Below are 19,932 nucleotides of genomic sequence, written 5' to 3' on the forward strand. Positions count from 1 at the left end.
GAGGCACAGCACAAGGCCGACCATCTTCTTCGTGTTGGGTCCAGCCATGACGACCTCCGTTGATGCGCGTTACCATCGACACTTACGGTAATGGGGGTTGCCAAACTACGCGGCGACAAGCATCGACGCGATCATCGAACGTTCTGATGGGTCGAGCGCAAGTTCAACTGTGAGTTCGGCAGCAATGACGGTTCATGCTAGGCGCCAGCGTGACTGCAGTCGACTATACAAAGGATTGGATATCCTCGGTAATGAATTTGTATTCCCATGAAGATGTTTGAAAAATACCTACTGCATGTCTCCTTAAATGGACCTCGATTTAAGGACAAAGACATGCAGCAATTCAAAGTGCTACAGCGCCGCGCGCCTGATAAGGCGCGCGGCGCTGTAGCCGGCCATGGAGATCGCAGCCTGGAAGAACCATGTCTTGAGAAGTGGCAGGCAACCGATGCTGTTGCCACAAGCTGGGAGCTCAGCATTCGGGCGCGTGTGAAATGCAAGTGTCTTTCGTCGTATCCATTGGTATGGGTATGCCGGGCATGGAGATGTGGTAGCATCATATGTTCAATCATGTTTGCAATTTCTGGTCGAAAAGGTCTGTCTGGTGCGACTCGGCAGGGTTCGTAGTATTGGCTTCGACACTAAGCAACTAGAACGAGAGTCAGGCTCTTGCGTCAACCATGCACCATTGCGGTTATCGACGACGACGACGCCCCTCGCGAGGCCATGAAGGACATTTTGGAATCGTTGGGCTACGAAGCCATCGCATTTGCGTCGGCGGCGGAATTCCTCGCGTTCCACGGTCAATCTCCAATTCACTGCATTATCTCCGACGTCAAAATGCCCGGTATCGACGGGTTGCAGTTGTTGAGAATATTGAATGGCAAAGGCGTGCGAACGCCATTCATATTTATGACCGCCTTTGGTGATCAGCAGCTGAGAGCGGAGGCGGGGCAGGGTGGCGCGCTTGGCGTTCTTTCGAAGCCTGTCGACTCAGGTCAGCTGGTTGCGATGGTTGAAGCCGCGGTCGGCGGCGACCGAAACGGCAGCGAGGATGCGGACTAGCCGCTCGCCCTGACGGGCGTGCCGATAAACTAGGTAAACCACGCGCAATAGATCTCACCTTCAGCAACATCAGCCACTACAGCGGCGCGCGTCTTATCAGACGCGCAGAGGTCGCTGTAGCACTTGGATACGCTGCATGCTTTGCTCCTTGGGTCACGCGGGACCGATGCCTCCACTCGCTCTTGCGCAAAAAGGCCGCCCCTCTCGAGGCGAGGGGCGGCCCAGTTGGCTGCACCGTGGCGGGGGGGAGGGAGGAAACTGCCGCCTAGGAGGGGAGGGGAAACCATCCTAATGGTCAACAGGTGCGCGCCACTTCTTCAGGATACGCAGAAGGGGATGCCTGCGTAACTAAACGTTGGTTTGGGGTCTCGCTCCTGTCGAAGCACTAATTTGCGTGCGTCGCTTGAGTGGCTCGGGCGGTGTCAGTCACGGGATCGAGCACGTAGGTGCGATGGCCAACGGTTCCACGATTCGTCCACGGCGATTAGATGAGCTCGGATTTCTTCACGAGATCGGCAAGCGAGCGGGCTTCCATCTTTCGCATCACGCTGGCTCGATGAATCTTCACCATGATCTCACTGATCCCGAGCTCATAGGCTATCTGCTTGTTCATAAGCCCGTCGGTGACGTGTTGCATTACCTGCTTTTCCCGAGGCGTGAGCGTCGACGCATTCTGCTTGATCGCGTTCCTGACGACGGCATCCTGTCGTCTGCGCCTATCGGTTTCGAAGGCGCGGCCGATTGCGTCGAGCAGTTCTTCGTTGGTGAAGGGCTTTAACAGAAAATCTACTGCGCCCGCCTTCATTGCCGTTACGCTCGTCGGCACATCGCCGTGACCTGTAATGAAGACAATTGGAATCTGGCACCCCAGATCGTCCAGCCGCGATTGAAACTCGATGCCGCTCATTCCCGGCATGCGCACATCCAGAACCATGCAACCTGACGTACTCAGGCAGCCGTTCTCAATAAAATCCAGCGCATTGCGGAACGACGAGGATTTAACGCCCGCCGAGTCAAAGAGATCAGTCATCGACACACGCATGTCGGCATCGTCGTCAATCACAACCACCATCTGTTCGTCTGAGGGTATGTCTTCGTTTTCAAGTGCATTGGACATCGTGCGGTCTCCTCAAGCTCTTGAACGATAGCTGTGCTTCGCCTCGAATTGTCTCAGGAGGCTCTCTGTTTCGCAGGTATACAATGGTTTAGCTTAGTCGCGGTATAGGCCGCGCCAGCCGACGGCCCACCAGTCGGCGCCCTTGTAGGCGGGCAACACCCGCAATGCCGTGTCAGAGGCTCGTAGATTACCACCGTGGCCGGTCATGATGCAGTGAAATGTACCCCGGCTCAGGGGCAAAATCATCGAAGAGGTAAGGGATCGCCCTTGGGGGCGTCGCGCAAATCGGCGCAAGAATGTTGTGACGACGCCATGCGGATGTCGCAAACGGTGCGGCGATGTCTCGATGGCTATGCTCATATGAAGACGCTTGAGGTGCTGACCGGTTTTCGGACCGGTCGGAGAATTGGGAAGCCGGTTTGATGCCGGCGCTGCCCCCGCAACGGTAGCAGAACTCAAATGCGACGGAAATCCACTGGGCAAGATGCCTGGGAAGGAGTCGCACAGTCCGAAAGGACGGTTCTGGAGCCCGGAAACCAGCCTCGACGTTTTGAACTCGACTGATCGCGGTGGGCGGTCAAGAGGCGGATGACCGTGGCCGTCGGAGCTCCCAATCCGAAGAGTGCGCGGGCGGACGTTTCCCTTCATGTCCACCATGCCCAGTCCTTGAACCGAGGACCGACCATGGATATCCGTTCCGACATGCTCACGCGGCTCAGGAGCCGCACACCCGGCTTCAGCCTGGACCAGCCTTTCTACATCGACCCGGCATTCTATCAGCTCGATCTCGAGCACATCTGGTACAGGGATTGGCTGTTCATCGGCCATGATTGCGAAATTCCCAATCCGGGCAACTACCTGACCGTTCAGGTCGGGGCCTATTCCGTGGTCATCGTCCGCGGTCACGACGGCAAGATCAACGCGCTCCACAATTCCTGCCGTCACCGCGGCTCGCGCGTCTGCCAGGAGCACCGGGGCACCGCCGCAAAGCTCGTTTGCCCCTACCATCAGTGGACCTACGAGCTCGACGGCAAGCTGCTCTATGCGCGCCAGATGGGCGACAATTTCGATACGTCCAATTTCCGTCTCAAGCCGGTGGCCTGCGAATCCGCCGGCGGCTACATCTTCGTCTATCTCGCCAAGGAGCCGACGGATTTCGCGCCGTTCCGCGCGATGATGGAGCCCTATTTCCTGCCGCACCGGCTGCGCGACGCGAAGATCGCCTACGAGAGCACGATCATCGAGAAGGGCAACTGGAAGCTCGTCTGGGAAAACAACCGCGAATGCTACCATTGCGCCGGCAACCATCCGGAGCTCTGCAAGACCTATCCGGAAGCGCCGACGGTGACCGGTGTCAATGGCGCCGCCGACGACCCGGAAATTGCCGAGCATTGGGCCAAATGCGAGGCCGCCGGTCTTCCGAGCGCCTTCGTGATGGATGATCGCGGCCAGTACCGCACAACACGCGTTCCGCTTTTGCGCGACGCGATCAGCTACACGATCTCGGGTCGCAAGGCCGTGCAGATGCGTCTCTCCGACCAGATCAACATGGATCGGGTCGGCTCGCTGCTGCTCTATCACTATCCCACCACCTGGAATCATGTGCTGAGCGACCACGCCATCACCTTCCGCGTGCTGCCGATCAGCGCCACCGAGACTGCCGTCACCACGAAGTGGCTGGTCCACAAGGATGCGGTCGAGGGCATCGACTACCGGCTTGACGAACTCATTCATGTCTGGACCGAGACCAACGACCAGGATCGCCAGATCGTCGAGGAAAATGCCCGCGGCATTCACTCGCCCGCCTATGAGCCCGGGCCCTATTCGGAGCTGCATGAGGGCGGCGTTTCCCAGTTCGTCGAATGGTATTCGAACGCCATGGAAGAGCGGCTCGACGGTGCTGGCCAGCCTTCCCTGCGATCCGTTGCCTGAGCCGGAGAGCGACGACGATGACCATGATGCTGACGGGCACGACGCCCACTCCGCTTCCACTGGACCAGATGAAGCCGTGGAACTCGGCCCGGCAGATGCTGGTCTGCACGAGTGTCACGGACGAGGCACCCGACGTGAAGACCTTCACCTTCGCGGTCGAGGGCGGCGGCTGGTTCAACTACATGCCGGGGCAGTTCATCACCGTGGAGCTCCGGGCAAAGGGCGGCGACCTGCATCGCACCTATACGGTTTCTTCCTCACCCTCGCGGCCCTATGCCATTGCCATTACCATCAAGGCGCAGCCGACGAGCATCGGCACGCGCTGGATGTTCGAGAACGTCCGGCCTGGCAGCCGCGTCCGCGCCTATGGACCGAGCGGTCACTTCACGCTCTCTCGCAATCCGGGCAAGAAATACCTGTTCATCTCGGCCGGCTCGGGCATCACGCCGATGATGTCGATGCTGCGCTGGCTGTCCGATTGTGCGCCGGATACCGACGTCGTGTTCATCAACTCGGCGCGGCGGCCGGAAGAGATCATCTTCCGCGAGGAGCTCGAGCTTCTCGCCAAGCGCATGCCGAACCTGTCGCTCGGCTTCCTTCCCGAGGCACGTTCCGTTGCCTCGCCATGGAGCGGGCTCATGGGACGTATCGATCGTCACAAGCTCTCCATGCTGACGCCCGACTTCATGGGGCGGGAGATCTTCTGCTGCGGCCCCGATCCCTTCATGAGGGCGGTGAGCGCGATCGTTCGCGCCGAAGGCTTTGACATGGGCCACTACCACCAGGAGAGTTTCGGCGCGACGTCGATTGCCAAGAGCGTCCACAAGCAGGCCCAGGAGATCGTCCTGGAGGGAAAGCCGACCGGCGTGGCGGTCAGCTTCCTCGGCTCGAACGAGGAGCAGGTCTGCGAACCCGGCAAGACCATTCTCGAGACCGCGCGTCGTGCGGGCGTGCGCATTCCCGCCGCCTGCGAATCCGGCATCTGTGGCACCTGCAAGGTGCTGAAGCGATCGGGGGAGGTCGAGATGCACCACAATGGCGGCATCAGCGATCAGGAAATCAACGCCGGCTACGTGCTGGCCTGCTGCTCGCGACCAACGACCCCAGTCGAGATCGAGGCGTGACATGGAACGGAAAGCCAGCCTGCAAAACCTCGGAACGCCGGAAGACATGTTCCTCGCCTGGTTCTTCGGCCTGCCCGACGGCGCCGATGTGGGCCATGCGGCGCTGAGCGAGATTGCCCGGATCGACGGCATCGCGGCGCCCAGCGTTCAGCTCCTGTCGCTGAGGAGCCTGCTGCACCAGGCCACGCTCAACATACTCCAGCAACCGCGGCGACGCCGGCGGCAGCGGCATTGAGCCTTTCAGTTTTGAGGGGCCGGCCGAAAAGTTCACCCACAGGAGGAGAAGTGCATGAGCAAGAACAGAGGTGTCGTCTACATGCGGCCCGGCAAGGTCGAAGTGCGAGATATCGACGATCCGAAGCTCGAGGCGCCGGACGGCCGCCGCATCGAACATGGCGTGATCCTGAAGGTGATCTCCACCAATATCTGCGGCTCGGACCAGCATATGGTGCGCGGCCGAACGACGGCCATGCCCGGGCTCGTGCTCGGCCATGAGATCACCGGACAGGTAATCGAGAAGGGCGTCGATGTCGAGATGCTCGACATCGGCGACATCGTCTCCGTTCCCTTCAACGTCGCCTGCGGCCGGTGCCGCTGCTGCAAGTCACAGGACACCGGCGTCTGCCTCACGGTCAATCCGTCACGCGCGGGTGGCGCCTATGGCTATGTCGACATGGGTGGCTGGATTGGCGGACAGGCGCGCTACGTGACGGTGCCCTATGCCGATTTCAACCTCCTGAAGTTCCCCGATCGGGATCGCGCGATGGAGAAAATCCGTGACCTGACCATGCTTTCGGACATCCTGCCGACGGGCTTCCACGGCGCGATCAACGCGAAGGTCGGGGTGGCTCGATCGTCTATGTCGCCGGCGCCGGTCCTGTCGGCCTGGCCGCCGCGGCTTCGGCCCGCATCCTCGGCGCGGCTGTCGTCATGGTCGGCGATTTCAACAAGGATCGCCTCGCCCATGCCGCCAAGGTCGGCTTCGAGCCGATCGACCTCAATGCCGGCGACAATCTGGGCGAAATGATTGCCCAGGTGACGGGCAGCAACGAGGTCGATAGCGCCATCGATGCGGTCGGCTTCGAAGCGCGCGGCCATAGCGGCGGCGAACAGCCGGCGATCGTGCTGAACCAGATGATGGAAATCACCCGTGCGGCGGGCTCCATCGGAATTCCGGGCCTCTATGTGACGGAAGATCCCGGCGCGGTCGACAACGCTGCCAAGCATGGCAGTCTCTCGCTTCGCCTCGGTCTGGGCTGGGCCAAGGCGCAGTCCTTCCACACGGGCCAGACGCCCGTGCTCCGCTACAACAGACAGCTGATGCAGGCCATCCTGCACGATCGTCTGCCGATCGCTGATATCGTCAATGCGAAGGTCATTTCGCTCGAGGATGCGGTGCAAGGCTACGAGAGCTTCGACCAGGGCGTCGCCCAGAAGTTCGTGCTGGATCCGCATGGTGAGTTGCTGAAGGCCGCATAAATAGCATTCGTCATCCGAGGTGGCGGATTAGGGTTCGCCACCTCGAAGGGTAGACCAGATGCGCCACTGCTGCGAGACGCGACCAGACCTCTTCGCGTCGGGGCCCGCCGAGGACCCTGCATCACCTTCTATGCGGCCGAGGCGCATTCCGGCAGAGGTGCTCGCATTCTCGCGTTGAGCGTGCTGCGGTTTCTGGTTTCCTGGGGGGAGCAACCATACGTCTCGCGGTAGCATTTCGAGAAGTGCGAAGCCGACACGAAGCCGCAGGCGATGGCGACCTCCACGACCGGTATCGAGGTTTGAACCAGTAGATGCTGGGCGCGTTCGAGGCGAAGCTTCAGATAGTAGCGTGCCGGAGAACAGCGCAGTTCGGTGCGAAAGATGCGTTCGATCTGCCGGCGTGAGAGCCCCACGGATGCGGTGAGTTCGTCGATCTGCATCGGCTCGGTCAGACTCCGCTCCATCTTCTCGACCAGCATCAGCACTGTTTGGTCCTGGACACCGACGCGCTGCGCGAAGGGAAGGCGCTGCCGTTCACCCGGGCCGCGCACACGATCGACGAGCGCGAGTTCACAGATGCTGCTGACTATGTCCTCGCCCACATCATGCTGAATGATGTGGAGAATCATGTCGAAAGACGTGGCGCCGCCGGCGCATGTGAAAATGTTGCCGTCAACTTCGTAGATACCGGTGTTGACGCTTGCTCCGCCAAACTGCTCGACAAAACCGGGAATGTTTTCCCAGTGGATCGCGCATTTTTTCTCATTCAGCAGCCCCGCTCTTGCGAGGATATGCGTGCCAGTGCACAGGCTTCCGACCGCGACGCCGCGATGCCGACATTCGCGTAACCATGCCTCGGCTGCCCGGTCGACATGTCTATGGATATGCTTGCCCCCGCAAACGAGAGCCATGGACGGTCGCTGCAGAGTGGCGAGATGCTGGCGTTCGACCGCGACGGAGCTGTCTGCTTCCAAGGTGAGGCCGCAGCTTGCACGGACCTTCCCGCCATCGACAGTGGCCACCCGCCACGCATAGGCGTCGTGGCCGAGGACGGCGTTGGCCATCCTGAGCGCCTCGACCGCGGAGGAGAACGCCATCATCGTGAAGTCCGGGACCAGGTAGAAAACAAACAGACGCGGTTCAGCGCTCAGCGTTCTCATGCAAATACCTCCGATCCATGCCGAAACAGCCGCCGCACCATCCGGGCCAGCGCGGCTGTTCGCTCCTCCAACGCGCAGGGAGTATTGACCTATGCGGAAATTCTGAAAAGAATGAATGCGTCATATTGCCGGTAGAAACGAGACATTGGCCGATGACTTCAGGCAACCCCTCCCTCGGCGGCCCGCGGCGCGATCAAGACGTTCGCCTCACGGTGGGATTTGTGCTGTTGCGGCGCTTTACGCTCTGCGCCTTCGCCAACTTCGTGGACGTCTTGCGCCTTGCTGCGGACGAGGGAGATCGCAGCCGCCCCATTCAGTGCCGGTGGAGCGTCATTGCCGCCGACATGAGGCCCGTCAGCGCCAGTTGCGGCGTTTCAATTCAGCCCCAGGAACCGTTTGGCAATCCCAGGCGATTTGACTACATCGTCGTGGTCGGCGGTCTTCTCGACGAAGTCGTTCGCAGCGATGAGCAGATAGACGAATTCTTGCAGAGGGCGGCCGCGTCCGGAGTTCCGCTCGTTGGCCTGTGCACCGGCACATTCACTCTGCATCGCGCCGGGCTGATGGACGGGTATCGCGGCTGCGTGAGCTGGTTTCATCACCAGGATTTTCTGTCGCAATTCGATGGTCTGAAGCCGGTGTCCGACCAAATCTTCGTTGTCGATCGCGACCGTCTGACGTGCTCGGGCGGCGCCAGCACCGCTCACCTCGCCGCATTCCTGGTCGACAGGCATATCGGCAAGGCACAGGCAACGAAGAGCCTGAACATTATGATGATCAGTGGGGCGGAGGAAGGAGGCGCGCCGCAGCCGGGGCTTACGCTCGATTTCAAGACGAAGGACCCGCTTGTCAGGAAAGCGCTTCTGCTGATGCAGCAGAACCTCGACACCCCGCTCCCCGCTGCGGAAATCGCAAGACATCTCAACGTCGGAAAGCGTCGGCTTGAAAGGCATTTCCGGGAGGAACTCGGAAGTTCGCCACTGGCGGCCTTTATAGATATGCGACTCTTGCTGGCCCGCCACCTGCTCGCAAACACCGACAAATCAATCGCTTTGATTGCCGCCGAAAGCGGCTTCTGCGATGCATCGCATCTCAGCCGATTGTTCCGCCGCAGATTCGCCGACACGCCCCAGCAATTCCGCACATCGTTGAGAGCGACCAGCTGAAATGCAGGAACGAGCTGGTTTGCGCCGACCAGCGATGCGCAAAGACGCGTCAGCCGCGGCGGGTGGAAACCGGGTCCTTGGCTGGAGGCCGGAAGCCGCAAACGGCGGCTCCCGGCTGGCTCAGGGGCCTTGAACCATCAGTCCTAGTCTTTGGCAGCAGGCGCCACCAGACCCGCGGACTTCAGAAGCTGACCTTGCCGCATCGCGTTTTCTGCAAGCAGTGAGCGATAGCGGTCAACGATCCGGGCCTTGTGAGCATCTTCAGAGACCGCGTCGAGCGCTCCGAGGATCGCGGCTATCTTTTCGCTCACATCCCGCAGTTGGACGAGAAGATCCTTGTCATTTGCGACACGGTTGAGGACGGATCGCGTGACAGGTCCAATTCCCGACGGAGTTCTTGCGCCTTGCGATGCATAGCCGTCGGGCAGATCACCCTTGAGGTTCGTGACCGAGAACAGGCGGATCGCGTCAACGATCTGATCGACAGCCTGCTTCGCGCCGGCGACACGGGTCGGATGATCGGTATCGGCGGCCGCGTGCGGAAGGAGCTCGAGCTTCTCAGCATGCTTCGGCAGAAGCGAGAGATACGGTTTCATCGGCCCGCTCGGTCCGTCTGAAGTCTTGAAGATGTCGGCGTCGATTGCCGCGTGCCTTACCTTGCCGGATGTCAAAGCCGCGTCCAGGTCGACCACGTTCAAGAGCTCGCCCCGGTCATAGTTGATCAGGACTGCCTTGTCTTTCAAATCGGCCAGGACCTCGGCATCGACGACTCCGGTATTGGAGAACGTCCCTGTGGCCGGATCCAGTTTTCCGAGGCCGAGATGAACCGACAATACGTCCGAACCACGCGCGGCCTCCGCCGGACTAGCGGCGTACTCGTAACCTTCCGCGATGATGTTGTCGCGATGCGCCGGTCGGGCATAGACGACAACATCCATGTGGAACGCCTTCGCCAGGCGTGCGAGTTCCCGGCCTATGTTGCCATAGCCGAGGATCGCGATCCTTTTTCCTTCAAGCTTTTCGGTCGGATATTCGGCGAGGTTCTTGCCTGTATCGAAGTCACCGCCGATCACCCGGGCATGCAACTCCTCCACCGGCAGATCGGGCAGGACCTTGAGAAGCGCCTTCACGGCCATCTGCGCGGTCGCCCGGCTGTTGATGCCCGGCGTGTTCATCAGCGGGGCCTCGCCTCCCTCGCCATTCGGCCCGCCCCAGGAGGCGGATCCCATGTTCCCGGTACCCGTGCCGATGCGGACACCGCCGAGACGGAACTTCGCGCCCTGAGGAATGAATGTGGCGGCGGCGATGACCGCGTCGTACTGGCCGTCGCCCGCCTCAGCCAATATGTCGTCGGCGGTGCTAAGCTGGGGCCGGTAGAAGAAATGAATCTTGCCGTCATCGGCCAAGCTCACGTCGTTCGCGGAGTTTTCGTGGAACACGCCGCCTTTTTCGTGAATGTATGCGGCCAATTCACTGTGATCGAGGCCGCCTGCCGCGTTGAAGCGCAGGCCAATTGCATCGGCGATCAACACCTTGAAAGTGCCTTCGCGGACGGATGCAGCACCACCGCCCGCCGATTCATTGTATTCGACGCGGCTTCCTCTGCTCTCGAGTTCTTCCTCGATGACCACGATCTTGGCCCTGAGATACGCATATTTGAGGTTCTCGAGCAGTGCGATGACATCCTCAGGGTCCCGAATGCCGCCGATCCAGGCGCGATAATCACCGGGAGTGCCGGGGAAGGCGTTCACGTAACGCGCGGCATCCAGACCTTTTTCATGGATACCGTTCGGATGGGTAATTCCTTCATAGCCCAGGATCTGCTTCGATCTTGCAATGATGCGCGCATGTAGATCGGACGACGAGATGCCGCCGTCATTGACCTTCAACAGCGTTACCGCCGCGCCGCGCCGCTCCTCGTCTTCCACAACCAGGCCAAACAGCCGGTTGCGGTCCACCCATTCGTTTACCAGCCTGCGGTTCGCTGCCGAGCGCTTGTTCAGTTCGTCGACCGAGCCAACCCGCCGTTCGGTCTGCAGGAGTCCAAAGGTCGTCTCGGCAAACGCCAGGGCGCTATAGGTGTTGATGACACCGCCGAGCATCTTGTCTTCCTCAGCGTCATAGAAGGGGCCGGCATCGACGGACCGCTTGCTGCTGAACGGCTGCCGGGGATTGATTGGCGGCGCAATCTTCAGCTGCCTTGGAATTGCCCACGACGGATTGCTCTGGTTGCGCTCGATCAATGCCAGAGCCGCCGGCGTGAAGGATGCGACGAAGTAACCGGATATACCGCCAATCGCTTTCTGGAACGGCATGAACAAGCAGCACTTGGCCATCACCGCCCGGACGACATCGGGTTCCCAAGGCATCGCCCCCAGCATGGACGTCGCGTCGAACACGGCATGACGGTTTTCCGGATCGGCGTCCAACCATGCCAGAAGTTCCGCAATCTCCTCCTTGGTGTATGAATTCGCACCGGTTGTTTCGTGACCTACGCCAATGAAGATCGAGACGCCGAGTTCGGCGAGCGCCTTTGCCGAAGGGATTGCTCCCTCGCGTTTGGCAAAGTGGATCCTGCTCTCGTCGCCCTTCTCCGCGAAGCGATGCATCTCGATGAGCTGGGTCGCCCAGGATTGCCTGAAGAAACCGGAACCGCCGGCGCCATCACTTTCGGGGCGCGGCGTGTCCACGTAGACCCGCTGGCTCGCGTCATTTGCATTGAGGAGGTGCTGCACGCATACGGTATAGCCGCTGTGTCCGCCGCCCAGGCCCACTGCTATCCTGTTCGACTTGGGGAACGCGAAATACCGATGGATGGCCCGCATCATATCGAGCAGGATCTTATCCGCCGGGTAACCGCGATGCATGCTGCGCGAAAGCTCAGCGGTCGTGAAGGCGCCGATATCCTTGCCGGTGTCATCGTATTTCCGGTACGTGCTCTCTATCCATTTGTCGAATTCATACCGCCGCAGCCTGCTGTCGGCCTCGTCCGTCGTTGCATCGGTGATCGGGCCGACTCCGAAAAACGGATTTGTCGGCAGCGAAGGGGCGCCGCCTTCGGTGCGTTTCATTGCTTCGAGCCGATGAGCGAAAAGGTCTGAATCGGAAATCATCTCTAACCTCTGTGTTGGGGTAGGGTACTGCTCCCGTCGTTCGTGATCGTCGAAACGGACATTCGTTGCGGCCGAATGTCCAATCTCGATCCCGGATCGGGCAGTTGCTCCGCCGACAATGTTGGACAATTCGACGTCCCAGGTGGTGCAAATTGCGACATGAGATGCTCGAGTCGCCCGGAGGCACGCATTTTCATGCACGCTTCCAGGCCATGACCCTACAGGTGAAGCGCGGGTTGACCTGCACCGCGGCTCTTAAAAGAGGAGCGGCCAATCCCGAGATTGGCCGCTGATTGGTATCGGGCGGGACTATTTCGCTGCTTCCGGCGCAAGTCCGGCGGCATTGGTCGCGGTAGCGGAAGTCGGCGTCCTTCGCGGCGCCCGTCCCTCCTCGAGTTCGTCGAGAAGCGCGTGCCACAGCGAGACGCAGAGTCCGACCATGACCAGCAGGAATGGGGCCGCGGCTATGATCGAGGCGGTCTGCAGGCCCTGAAGCCCGCCCATGACGAGCAGCACCGAGGCGGAAGCGCCGGCCAGCACGCCCCAGAGCACGACGACGCCGGGTTTCGGCTCGAGAGTGCCGCGCGAGGACAGCATTCCCATCACCACCGAGCCTGCATCCGCGCCCGAGATGAAGAAGATCGCGACGAGGAAAATGGCGATCAGCGACGTCAGCCAGGCGAACGGATATTGCGCGAGCAGAGCAAAGAGCGAAACGGCCGCGCCCTGGTTGTTGACCGCATCGACGATACCGCCGGCGCCGAAGAGTTCGGAATGAAGCGCAGTGCCGCCCATGATCGTGAACCAGATGAAGGTGACGCCACTCGGGATCAACAGAACGCCGATGACGAATTCGCGGATCGTGCGGCCGCGCGAGATGCGGGCGATGAACACGCCGACGAACGGCGCCCAGGAAACCCACCAGGCCCAGTAGAAGATCGTCCAACTGCCGAGCCATTTGCCGTCGCTGAACGCCGCGGTACGGAACGACATGTTCACGATGTCGCTGAGATAGAACCCAAGCGATTCCGTGAAGGTATTGAAGATGAAGATCGTCGGACCGATAAAGAGCAGGAAGGCCAGCAGCAGAACGGCGACGATCATGTTCATGTTGGAGAGGAACTGAATTCCCTTGCCCACGCCCGAGACGGCCGAGAGGATGAACAGCACGGTCATGACGCCGATGATGGTGAGCGCGATACCATTCGAAACGCCCGTGCCCCAGAGGAAATTCATGCCGCTGTTGATCTGCTGGGCCCCGAGACCGAGCGATGTGGCGGTTCCGAACAGCGTCGCGATCAAGGCAAGCACGTCGATCGCCTTGCCGATCGGGCCGCTCGCCGCCTCTCCCAGGATCGGCGTGAAGGCGGCGGAGATCAGGTTCGGCTTGCCCTTCCGGAACGTGAAATAGGCGATCGCTAGGCCGACGACCGCATAGATGGCCCAGGGGTGTAGGGCCCAGTGGAAATACGAATATTTCATTGCGACGAGAGCCGCTTCCAGGCTCTTCGGCGCTGCCTGTCCGTGCGGCGGGCTTGCGAAATGAAAGATCGGTTCGGCGACGCCCCAGAACATCAGCCCGATGCCCATGCCGACGCTGAACATCATGCAGATCCAGGATGCGGTGCGGAATTCCGGCCGCTCGTCGTCCTGTCCAAGCCGGATCTTGCCGAGGCGGCTCACGGCCAGGAAGAGTGCGAAAATCAGGAAGCCGGCCGACGAGACCACGAAGCCCCAGCCGAAATCGTCGATGATCGTGTCGAGAACCACCTTCGAGATCGAGGACAGGTTGTCGGGGAATATCGTCCCCCAACCGACAAATCCCAGGATGATGAACATCGCCGGCCAGAAGACGGCCGGGTCGATCCCACCAGGTCGTGATTGCTCCATTTGTTGGTCCTCCCAGTTGATTTCCAGACTTGCTTGCTTATGCGATCAAGCGCGCTCCATCTCCGGCCAGAGCCGGCTGCAAAAACGCGCGCAGCTTTGCCACTCAGGCTGCCTTGCTCATGGCCGACAGCACGTCGGCCACGGTCTCGCCAAAGGAAGACGGCGTCGGCACGATGGTGACCCCGGCGCTCTTCAGGATTTCGACCTTTTCCTGGGCCGATTCTCCGAAGGCGGAGATGATCGCGCCGGCATGCCCCATGCGGCGGCCCTTCGGAGCCGAGAGCCCGGCGATGTAGGCAATCAGCGGCTTCTTCATATTGTCGCGCGCCCAAAGGGCTGCTTCCGCCTCCTGCGGGCCGCCGATCTCGCCGATCATCAGCACCGCATCCGTGCCCGGATCCTTCTCGAAGAGTTCCAGCATGTCCTTGAAGGACGAACCGTTGACCGGATCGCCGCCGATGCCGATCGAGGTCGACACGCCGATGCCGAGCGCCTTCATCTGGCTTGCGGCCTCATAGCCGAGCGTTCCCGAACGGCCGACGATGCCGATGCGGCCAGGCAGGTAGATCGAGCCCGGCATGATGCCCATCATCGCCTCTCCGGGCGTGATCATGCCGGCGCAGTTCGGCCCGATCAGGGTCATGCGATCCTCGAAGCGGTAACGCCTCATGTATCGCTTGACCCTGATCATGTCCTGGGAGGGAATGCCGTCGGTGATGCAGACGCAGAGCCGGATGCCGGCATCCGCTGCTTCCATGATCGAGTCGGCGGCAAAGGGCGGCGGCACGAAAATGATCGAGGCATCGGCGCCGGTTTCCTGCACGGCACCCTTCACCGTGTTGAAGACCGGCATGCCGAGATGGGCCTGGCCGCCCTTGCCGGGGGTGACGCCGCCGACAACGTTGGTGCCGTAGCGCTTCATGTCCTCGGCATGGAAGCTGCCGATTTTGCCGGTGAAGCCCTGGACGATGACGCGGGTGTTCCTGTCGAGCAGAATGGACATGTAAACCTCCCTCAAGCAGCCTTGTTGGCGGTGTAGGAACGCCATGCGCCGACCGCCTTGTCGGCGGCTTCGGCAAGCGTTTCCGCGATGATGATGTTTTCGCCCGACTCGGCGAGGATGCGCCGGCCCTCCTCCATGTTGGTGCCGGAGAGGCGCACCACGAGCGGCACGGGAACGCCGACTTCCCTCAGTGCCTTGATCACGCCCTCGGCCACCCAGTCGCAGCGGTTGATGCCGGCGAAGATGTTGACGAGGATCGTCTCGACTTGTCTGTCGCGCAGCACGACGCGGAAGGATTTTGCCACCCGGTCGGGCGAGGCGCCGCCGCCGATGTCGAGGAAGTTCGCGGGCTCGCCGCCGGCGATCTTGATCATGTCCATGGTCGCCATGGCCAGGCCCGCACCGTTGATGATGCAGCCGATATTGCCATCGAGCCCGACATAGGAGAGGCCGCGGTCGGACGCATAGGTCTCGCGCGAGTCCTCCTGGCTCTTGTCGCGCATCTCGGCAATATGCGGCCGGCGGAAGAGCGCGTTCTCGTCGAAGCTCATCTTGGCGTCGAGCGCAACGAGATCGCCGCGGCGTGTGACGACCAGCGGATTGATCTCCAGCATCGAGGCGTCATAGTCGACGAAGGCGCGGTAGCAGCCGATGAGCGTCTGGGTGGCGCGGCCGATCAGGGCATTGTCGATGCCCAGCCCGAAGGCGATCTCGCGGGCCTGGAAGTCCTGCATGCCGACGCCCGGATCGACGGTGGCGCGGATGATCGAGTCCGGCTCGGCCTCGGCAATCTCCTCGATCTCCATGCCGCCCGAGGACGAGGCGACGATCATGATCCGCTCGGATTTTCGGTCGAGCACGAAACCGATATAGATCTCGCGCGCGATATCCATCGCCTCCTCGACATAGAGACGGCTGACGAGCTTGCCCTGCGGTCCGGTCTGGTGCGTCACGATCGTCCGGCCGAGCATGGAGTCGGCGGCGTCGACGATCTCGTGATCGGTCGAGCAGAGCTTGATGCCGCCCGCCTTGCCGCGCGCGCCGGAATGGATCTGCGCCTTGACCACCCAGCGGTCGCCGCCGATCTCTCTGGCACGATAGGCCGCCTGTTCGGGGCTATAGGCGAGACCGCCCCGCGGGATGTGGATCTGGTAGCGGGAGAGAAGTTCCTTGGCCTGGTATTCGTGAATGTCCATGTCTTTACCCTCTCAGCGGCCGGCGGTGATGGCGTCATGGGTGGCGAGCACGTTGCGCGCCATGCGCTCGGATGCGGCGTCGATCATCTTGCCGTCGAGCGAGGCGGCGCCCTTGCCCTGGCTCTCGGCCACCTTCAGTGCCTCGATGATGCGGCGGGCGCGATCGACCTCCTTTTCCGGCGGCGAGAAGATTTCATTGGCGAGCGCGATCTGGCTTGGATGGATCGCCCATTTCCCCTCGATGCCGAGGGCGGCGGCGCGGCGTGCGGCCGCCTTGTAGCCATCCGGATCGGAGAAATCACCGAAGGGACCGTCAATGGCACGCAGGCCATAGGCGCGGCAGGCGACCGTCATGCGCGACAGGCCGAAATGCCACTGGTCGCCCGGGTAATCAGGGTTGAGACCGCCGATATTGACGGTGCGCGCCTTCAGGCTCGCGGCATAGTCGGCGACGCCGAAATGCAGCGCTTCGAGGCGTCCGCCATAGGCGGCGATCGCTTCGACACTGGCCATGCCGAGGGCGGTCTCGATCAGCGCCTCCAGGCCGACGCGGGTCTTGTGGCCCTTGGCGATTTCGATCTGGTTGACCATCGCCTCGACCATGTAGAGGTCGGCGGGCACGCCGACCTTCGGCACCAACAGCGTGTCGATCCGGTCGCCGGCCTGCTCCATGAGGTCGACGACGTCGCGATACATGTAATGGGTGTCCAGGCCATTGATGCGGACCGAGATCGTCTTGCCGCGGGCGCGCCAGTCGATCTGGTTCAGCGCTGCGACGATATTGGCGCGGGCGCGCTCCTTGTCCGGCGGTGCCACCGCATCCTCGATGTCGAGGAAGATGTAGTCGGCGTCCGAATTGGCGGCCTTCTCGATCATATCGGGGTTCGAGCCCGGTACGGCGAGTTCGCTGCGCTGCAGACGAAGCCGGCGGAGATGGTTGATCGTATGGCTCATGAATTCCTCCCCTTGCTGAGCTCAGGCTGCCTCGGCCGTCGCCGTCGCGGCGGCTGAGCGGAACTGGCGGATCGCAGCTCCGACACCCACGCCCGGCTCGATCTTCACGCCGCAGTCGAGCAGCGTCAGTTCGGCGGCCGAAAGGGCGCCGAGCACCATGACTTCGTTCAGCGAACCGAGATGGCCGATGCGGAAGACCTTGCCCGCCACCTTGCTGAGCCCGCTGCCGAGCGAGGTGTTGTAGGTTCTGTAGGCGTGGCGGATGACCTCCACGCCATCGACGCCTTCCGGCAGACGGATCGCCGAAACGGTGTCGGAATGCCACTTCGGCTCGGTCGCGCAGAGCTTCAGGCCCCAGGCGGAGACCGCCGCACGCACGCCGTCGGCAAGGTGATGGTGGCGGGCGAAGATATTCTCGAGGCCTTCCTCGAAGATCAGGTCGAGCGCGGCACGCAGACCGCGCAGGAGCTGTGTCGGCGGCGTATAGGGGAAATAGCCGGTGTCGTTGGTCTTGATCATGTCCTCGAAGGAGAAGTAGCAGCGCATGTGGCGCGCGGTTTTCGCGGCGTCGAGCGCCTTCTGGCTGACCGAGAGGAAGCCGAGGCCGGCGGGCAGCATGAAGCCCTTCTGCGAGCCGGACACGGCGCAATCGACGCCCCATTCATCCTGGCGGAAGTCGATCGAACCGATCGAGGAGACGCCATCGACGAAGAGGAGTGCCGGGTGACCGCAGGCGTCGAGCGCGGCGCGCACCGCGGCGACATCCGACGTCACGCCGGTCGCGGTTTCATTATGCGTCACGAAGACGGCCTTGATCTTGTGCGCCTTGTCGGCGGCGAGCCGCTCGGCGTAGAGCTCGACCGGCACGCCGGTGCCCCATTCCCGGTCGAGGCAATCGACCTCGAAGCCGAGGCGCTCGGCCATGTCGACCCAGAGATGCGAGAATTGGCCGAAGCGGCTCATCAGCACCTTGTCGCCGGGGGAGAGCACATTGGTCATCGCCGCTTCCCAGGCGCCGGTGCCGGACGAGGGATAGATGAAGACGCGGCCGTTCCGGTTCTTGAAGACCTTCTTGACGTCGGCGAAAAGCGGCAAGGTCAGCTCCGGAAAGCGAGGGGAGCGCATGTCTTCCATCGGCAGGTTCATCGCCTGGCGAACCTGCTCGGGAATGTTGGTGGGGCCTGGAATGAAGAGATGGTTGTAGCCTGACATCGTTCCTCCAATGGCTGCGTCCGCGGACGGCGTTTCCTCGGCGCCAAAGCTGCCTTTCGGGCCATCGCCGCACAACACTCCCTCAGGCAGAAAAGAATGCCGGATGGGCAGCCCTGGGGCGGCCCCGATGGGTGGTTGCCGGGAAGGGATGGGTAGGGGAGGACCTACCCGCAGGTAGTCTCAAGCCGGGTTGCGCCGGCGTTCCTTGGCGTAAATGGCCACGGCCATGGCGCGATTGCGCACTTCGAGCTTATCGTAGAGGTTTTTGAGGTGGTATTTCACCGTATTCTCGGAAATGCCGGTGCGGCTGGCGATCTGCGTGTTCGACCAGCCATTGGCGAGCATGCCGAGCAGTTCGGTCTCGCGCGCGGTGAGTTGCTGAAACGGCGTGTTGGAGATCTTCGAGAGCGCCGTATAGGGAATGCAGATCCGGCCCTTGATCACGGCGGTCAGCGTCGCGAAGAGAATTTCCGGATCCTCGAAATGATAGCAAAGGCCGTTTACCCCGAGCCGGATCGTCTCGTTGACGACGGCGGGATTGTTGGTATCGGCAAAGAGCACGATCTTCGGATCGAAGCCGAGACGGCCGATATCCGCCAGCACGTCCGGAGCATCGGCATCTTCGAGCTGCCAGGAGAGCAGCACGCAATCGGCTTCGACCAAGGCAAGTTTCTCGCAAAGTTCGGCCGATGTACGCGCAGTATCGACGATGAAAAAGCGGGCATTTTCGGAAAACAATCCACGCAGGGCAGATATGACGAGCGGATTGCGTTCCGCGATCAGAACACGCCCTACCGCCTCCGGCGGCACGGATGAAACCATGCGTTCTCTCCCATTGACGACAAACCTCTTAGAGGAAACTAACATTTGAGGTCGCGCTCTGGTCACTGCGGAGCGACGGAACATATTCAAATAGCCCGCTCTGGCGGGTCTGCGGCGCTGGTTGCTCAAGCTCTGTCCCGGCGCTGGTTGTAGGCAGGCAGGTAGGTTTCAGCCCCTCCGTTGATATGTCACAGAAATATTCGTAATCGCTGTTGAATTGTGACATAATTTGCTCTATATATCTGACCGATCGGTCGGTTAATGAAAGTAGCCGGCCCAGTCGGGAGGAAATGCATGTCCGAAGCTTTCGGCTGCGACGCGGTACCGATCCGGGTTGGCCGATATGGCCGCGCGCCCTTCGTCAGCCCAAGGCTCACGGCGGCCTACGGTGTTGATTCCATGTCGGAGACGGCGGACAATGTTGCGGAGGATTTCGGCGTCAGTCGCGCCGACCAGGATGCCGGCGTCTTCGCCGACGACCTTGTTCCGGTCCTGGCCGATGAGGCGCCCCATGTGAATCCGAACGGCGGCGCCATCGCGATCGGTCACCCGCTCGGCATGTACGGCGTGCGGCTGGTGACGACGGCCGCCTATCAGCTGCATCGCCAGGGGTGGCCGTTATGCGCTGTGCATGACGTGCATCGGCGTCGGCCAGGGCATCGCCATCATTCTCGAGCGCGTCTGACGGAGGAGTAGGAC

The 19,932-nt window shown here is 61.5% G+C and carries 15 protein-coding genes, 2 pseudogenes and 1 riboswitch; of the genes and pseudogenes, 8 read left to right on the plus strand and 9 right to left on the minus strand.

The annotated features are described in order from the left end of the window. Positions 1 to 669 precede the first annotated feature (669 nt). Positions 670 to 1,065: a response regulator transcription factor gene (locus tag N181_RS21820; protein WP_014329416.1), complete on the plus strand. Its 396-nt coding sequence runs from the start codon at positions 670 to 672 to the stop codon at positions 1,063 to 1,065. Positions 1,066 to 1,549: 484 nt separating this feature from the next. Here the strand turns inward: N181_RS21820 and N181_RS21825 are convergent, their stop codons facing one another. Then, the gene (locus N181_RS21825) at positions 1,550 to 2,182 is read right to left on the minus strand and encodes a response regulator transcription factor (protein WP_014329414.1); all 633 of its coding nucleotides are present in this window, start codon (positions 2,180 to 2,182) and stop codon (positions 1,550 to 1,552) included. A 356-nt stretch (positions 2,183 to 2,538) separates the two neighbouring features. Continuing rightward, positions 2,539 to 2,741, plus strand: a riboswitch (cobalamin riboswitch). 125 nt (positions 2,742 to 2,866) lie between these two features. Between N181_RS21825 and N181_RS21830 the strand changes: the two genes are divergently transcribed. From N181_RS21830 to fdhA, 4 genes and pseudogenes are all read left to right on the plus strand, one after another. Further along, positions 2,867 to 4,114 (plus strand): aromatic ring-hydroxylating oxygenase subunit alpha, encoded by a 1,248-nt coding sequence (locus tag N181_RS21830; RefSeq protein ID WP_037399682.1) that lies wholly within the window; start codon positions 2,867 to 2,869, stop codon positions 4,112 to 4,114. Positions 4,115 to 4,131: 17 nt separating this feature from the next. Continuing rightward, positions 4,132 to 5,238, plus strand: a complete 1,107-nt coding sequence (locus N181_RS21835; protein WP_014329412.1) for an FAD-binding oxidoreductase — start codon at positions 4,132 to 4,134, stop codon at positions 5,236 to 5,238. A gap of 1 nt (position 5,239) precedes the next feature. After that, positions 5,240 to 5,473, plus strand: a complete 234-nt coding sequence (locus N181_RS21840; protein WP_014329411.1) for a hypothetical protein — start codon at positions 5,240 to 5,242, stop codon at positions 5,471 to 5,473. A gap of 54 nt (positions 5,474 to 5,527) precedes the next feature. Further along, positions 5,528 to 6,717: pseudogene (gene fdhA, locus N181_RS21845) on the plus strand (formaldehyde dehydrogenase, glutathione-independent). A 128-nt stretch (positions 6,718 to 6,845) separates the two neighbouring features. Here the strand turns inward: fdhA and N181_RS21850 are convergent. Continuing rightward, the gene (locus N181_RS21850) at positions 6,846 to 7,877 is read right to left on the minus strand and encodes a GlxA family transcriptional regulator (RefSeq protein ID WP_014329409.1); all 1,032 of its coding nucleotides are present in this window, start codon (positions 7,875 to 7,877) and stop codon (positions 6,846 to 6,848) included. 152 nt (positions 7,878 to 8,029) lie between these two features. Between N181_RS21850 and N181_RS21855 the strand changes: the two genes are divergently transcribed. Further along, a complete protein-coding gene (locus tag N181_RS21855) occupies positions 8,030 to 9,043 on the plus strand; it encodes a GlxA family transcriptional regulator (RefSeq protein WP_037399686.1) in 1,014 nt (337 codons plus the stop codon). A gap of 143 nt (positions 9,044 to 9,186) precedes the next feature. Here the strand turns inward: N181_RS21855 and N181_RS21860 are convergent, their stop codons facing one another. Beyond that, complete coding sequence (locus N181_RS21860; RefSeq protein ID WP_234885928.1) at positions 9,187 to 11,472, minus strand: NAD(P)-dependent oxidoreductase; 2,286 nt, start codon at positions 11,470 to 11,472, stop codon at positions 9,187 to 9,189. A 57-nt stretch (positions 11,473 to 11,529) separates the two neighbouring features. Here N181_RS21860 and N181_RS34945 point away from each other — a divergent pair, with 57 nt between their 5' ends. Then, on the plus strand, positions 11,530 to 12,144 hold the full coding sequence (locus N181_RS34945; RefSeq protein WP_234885927.1) for a hypothetical protein: 615 nt from the start codon (positions 11,530 to 11,532) through the stop codon (positions 12,142 to 12,144). Positions 12,145 to 12,465: 321 nt separating this feature from the next. On the opposite strand, the gene N181_RS21865 is transcribed toward N181_RS34945, so the two are convergent. From N181_RS21865 to N181_RS21890, 6 genes are all read right to left on the minus strand, one after another. After that, on the minus strand, positions 12,466 to 14,046 hold the full coding sequence (locus N181_RS21865; protein WP_037399701.1) for a BCCT family transporter: 1,581 nt from the start codon (positions 14,044 to 14,046) through the stop codon (positions 12,466 to 12,468). Positions 14,047 to 14,149: 103 nt separating this feature from the next. Further along, positions 14,150 to 15,049, minus strand: coding sequence for a succinate--CoA ligase subunit alpha (gene sucD, locus N181_RS21870; RefSeq protein WP_014329405.1), 900 nt, complete (start codon positions 15,047 to 15,049; stop codon positions 14,150 to 14,152). A gap of 11 nt (positions 15,050 to 15,060) precedes the next feature. Then, positions 15,061 to 16,245 (minus strand): malate--CoA ligase subunit beta, encoded by a 1,185-nt coding sequence (locus N181_RS21875; protein ID WP_014329404.1) that lies wholly within the window; start codon positions 16,243 to 16,245, stop codon positions 15,061 to 15,063. Positions 16,246 to 16,257: 12 nt separating this feature from the next. Next, a complete protein-coding gene (locus tag N181_RS21880; protein WP_014329403.1) occupies positions 16,258 to 17,199 on the minus strand; it encodes an HpcH/HpaI aldolase/citrate lyase family protein in 942 nt (313 codons plus the stop codon). Between the two features lie 21 nt (positions 17,200 to 17,220). Further along, on the minus strand, positions 17,221 to 18,411 hold the full coding sequence (locus N181_RS21885) for an aminotransferase class V-fold PLP-dependent enzyme (protein ID WP_014329402.1): 1,191 nt from the start codon (positions 18,409 to 18,411) through the stop codon (positions 17,221 to 17,223). A gap of 180 nt (positions 18,412 to 18,591) precedes the next feature. Continuing rightward, positions 18,592 to 19,233 (minus strand): response regulator transcription factor, encoded by a 642-nt coding sequence (locus N181_RS21890; protein ID WP_014329401.1) that lies wholly within the window; start codon positions 19,231 to 19,233, stop codon positions 18,592 to 18,594. A gap of 501 nt (positions 19,234 to 19,734) precedes the next feature. Between N181_RS21890 and N181_RS35595 the strand changes: the two are divergent. Continuing rightward, a pseudogene (locus N181_RS35595) lies at positions 19,735 to 19,918 on the plus strand (3-oxoadipyl-CoA thiolase); the annotation flags it as partial. Positions 19,919 to 19,932: the final 14 nt, after the last annotated feature.

Origin of the sequence: Sinorhizobium fredii USDA 205 (genome assembly GCF_001461695.1) — a bacterium.
Classification (GTDB): domain Bacteria; phylum Pseudomonadota; class Alphaproteobacteria; order Rhizobiales; family Rhizobiaceae; genus Sinorhizobium; species Sinorhizobium fredii.

Coding starts and splice junctions, on each gene's coding strand:
- N181_RS21850 (WP_014329409.1), bottom strand. CDS start 7,877: ATGAGAACGCTGAGCGCTGAACCGCGTCTGTTTGTTTTCTACCTGGTC.
- N181_RS21890 (WP_014329401.1), bottom strand. CDS start 19,233: ATGGTTTCATCCGTGCCGCCGGAGGCGGTAGGGCGTGTTCTGATCGCG.
- sucD (WP_014329405.1), bottom strand. CDS start 15,049: ATGTCCATTCTGCTCGACAGGAACACCCGCGTCATCGTCCAGGGCTTC.
- N181_RS21875 (WP_014329404.1), bottom strand. CDS start 16,245: ATGGACATTCACGAATACCAGGCCAAGGAACTTCTCTCCCGCTACCAG.
- N181_RS21865 (WP_037399701.1), bottom strand. CDS start 14,046: ATGGAGCAATCACGACCTGGTGGGATCGACCCGGCCGTCTTCTGGCCG.
- N181_RS21825 (WP_014329414.1), bottom strand. CDS start 2,182: ATGTCCAATGCACTTGAAAACGAAGACATACCCTCAGACGAACAGATG.
- N181_RS21840 (WP_014329411.1), top strand. CDS start 5,240: ATGGAACGGAAAGCCAGCCTGCAAAACCTCGGAACGCCGGAAGACATG.
- N181_RS21880 (WP_014329403.1), bottom strand. CDS start 17,199: ATGAGCCATACGATCAACCATCTCCGCCGGCTTCGTCTGCAGCGCAGC.
- N181_RS21885 (WP_014329402.1), bottom strand. CDS start 18,411: ATGTCAGGCTACAACCATCTCTTCATTCCAGGCCCCACCAACATTCCC.
- N181_RS21835 (WP_014329412.1), top strand. CDS start 4,132: ATGACCATGATGCTGACGGGCACGACGCCCACTCCGCTTCCACTGGAC.
- N181_RS21830 (WP_037399682.1), top strand. CDS start 2,867: ATGGATATCCGTTCCGACATGCTCACGCGGCTCAGGAGCCGCACACCC.
- N181_RS21855 (WP_037399686.1), top strand. CDS start 8,030: ATGACTTCAGGCAACCCCTCCCTCGGCGGCCCGCGGCGCGATCAAGAC.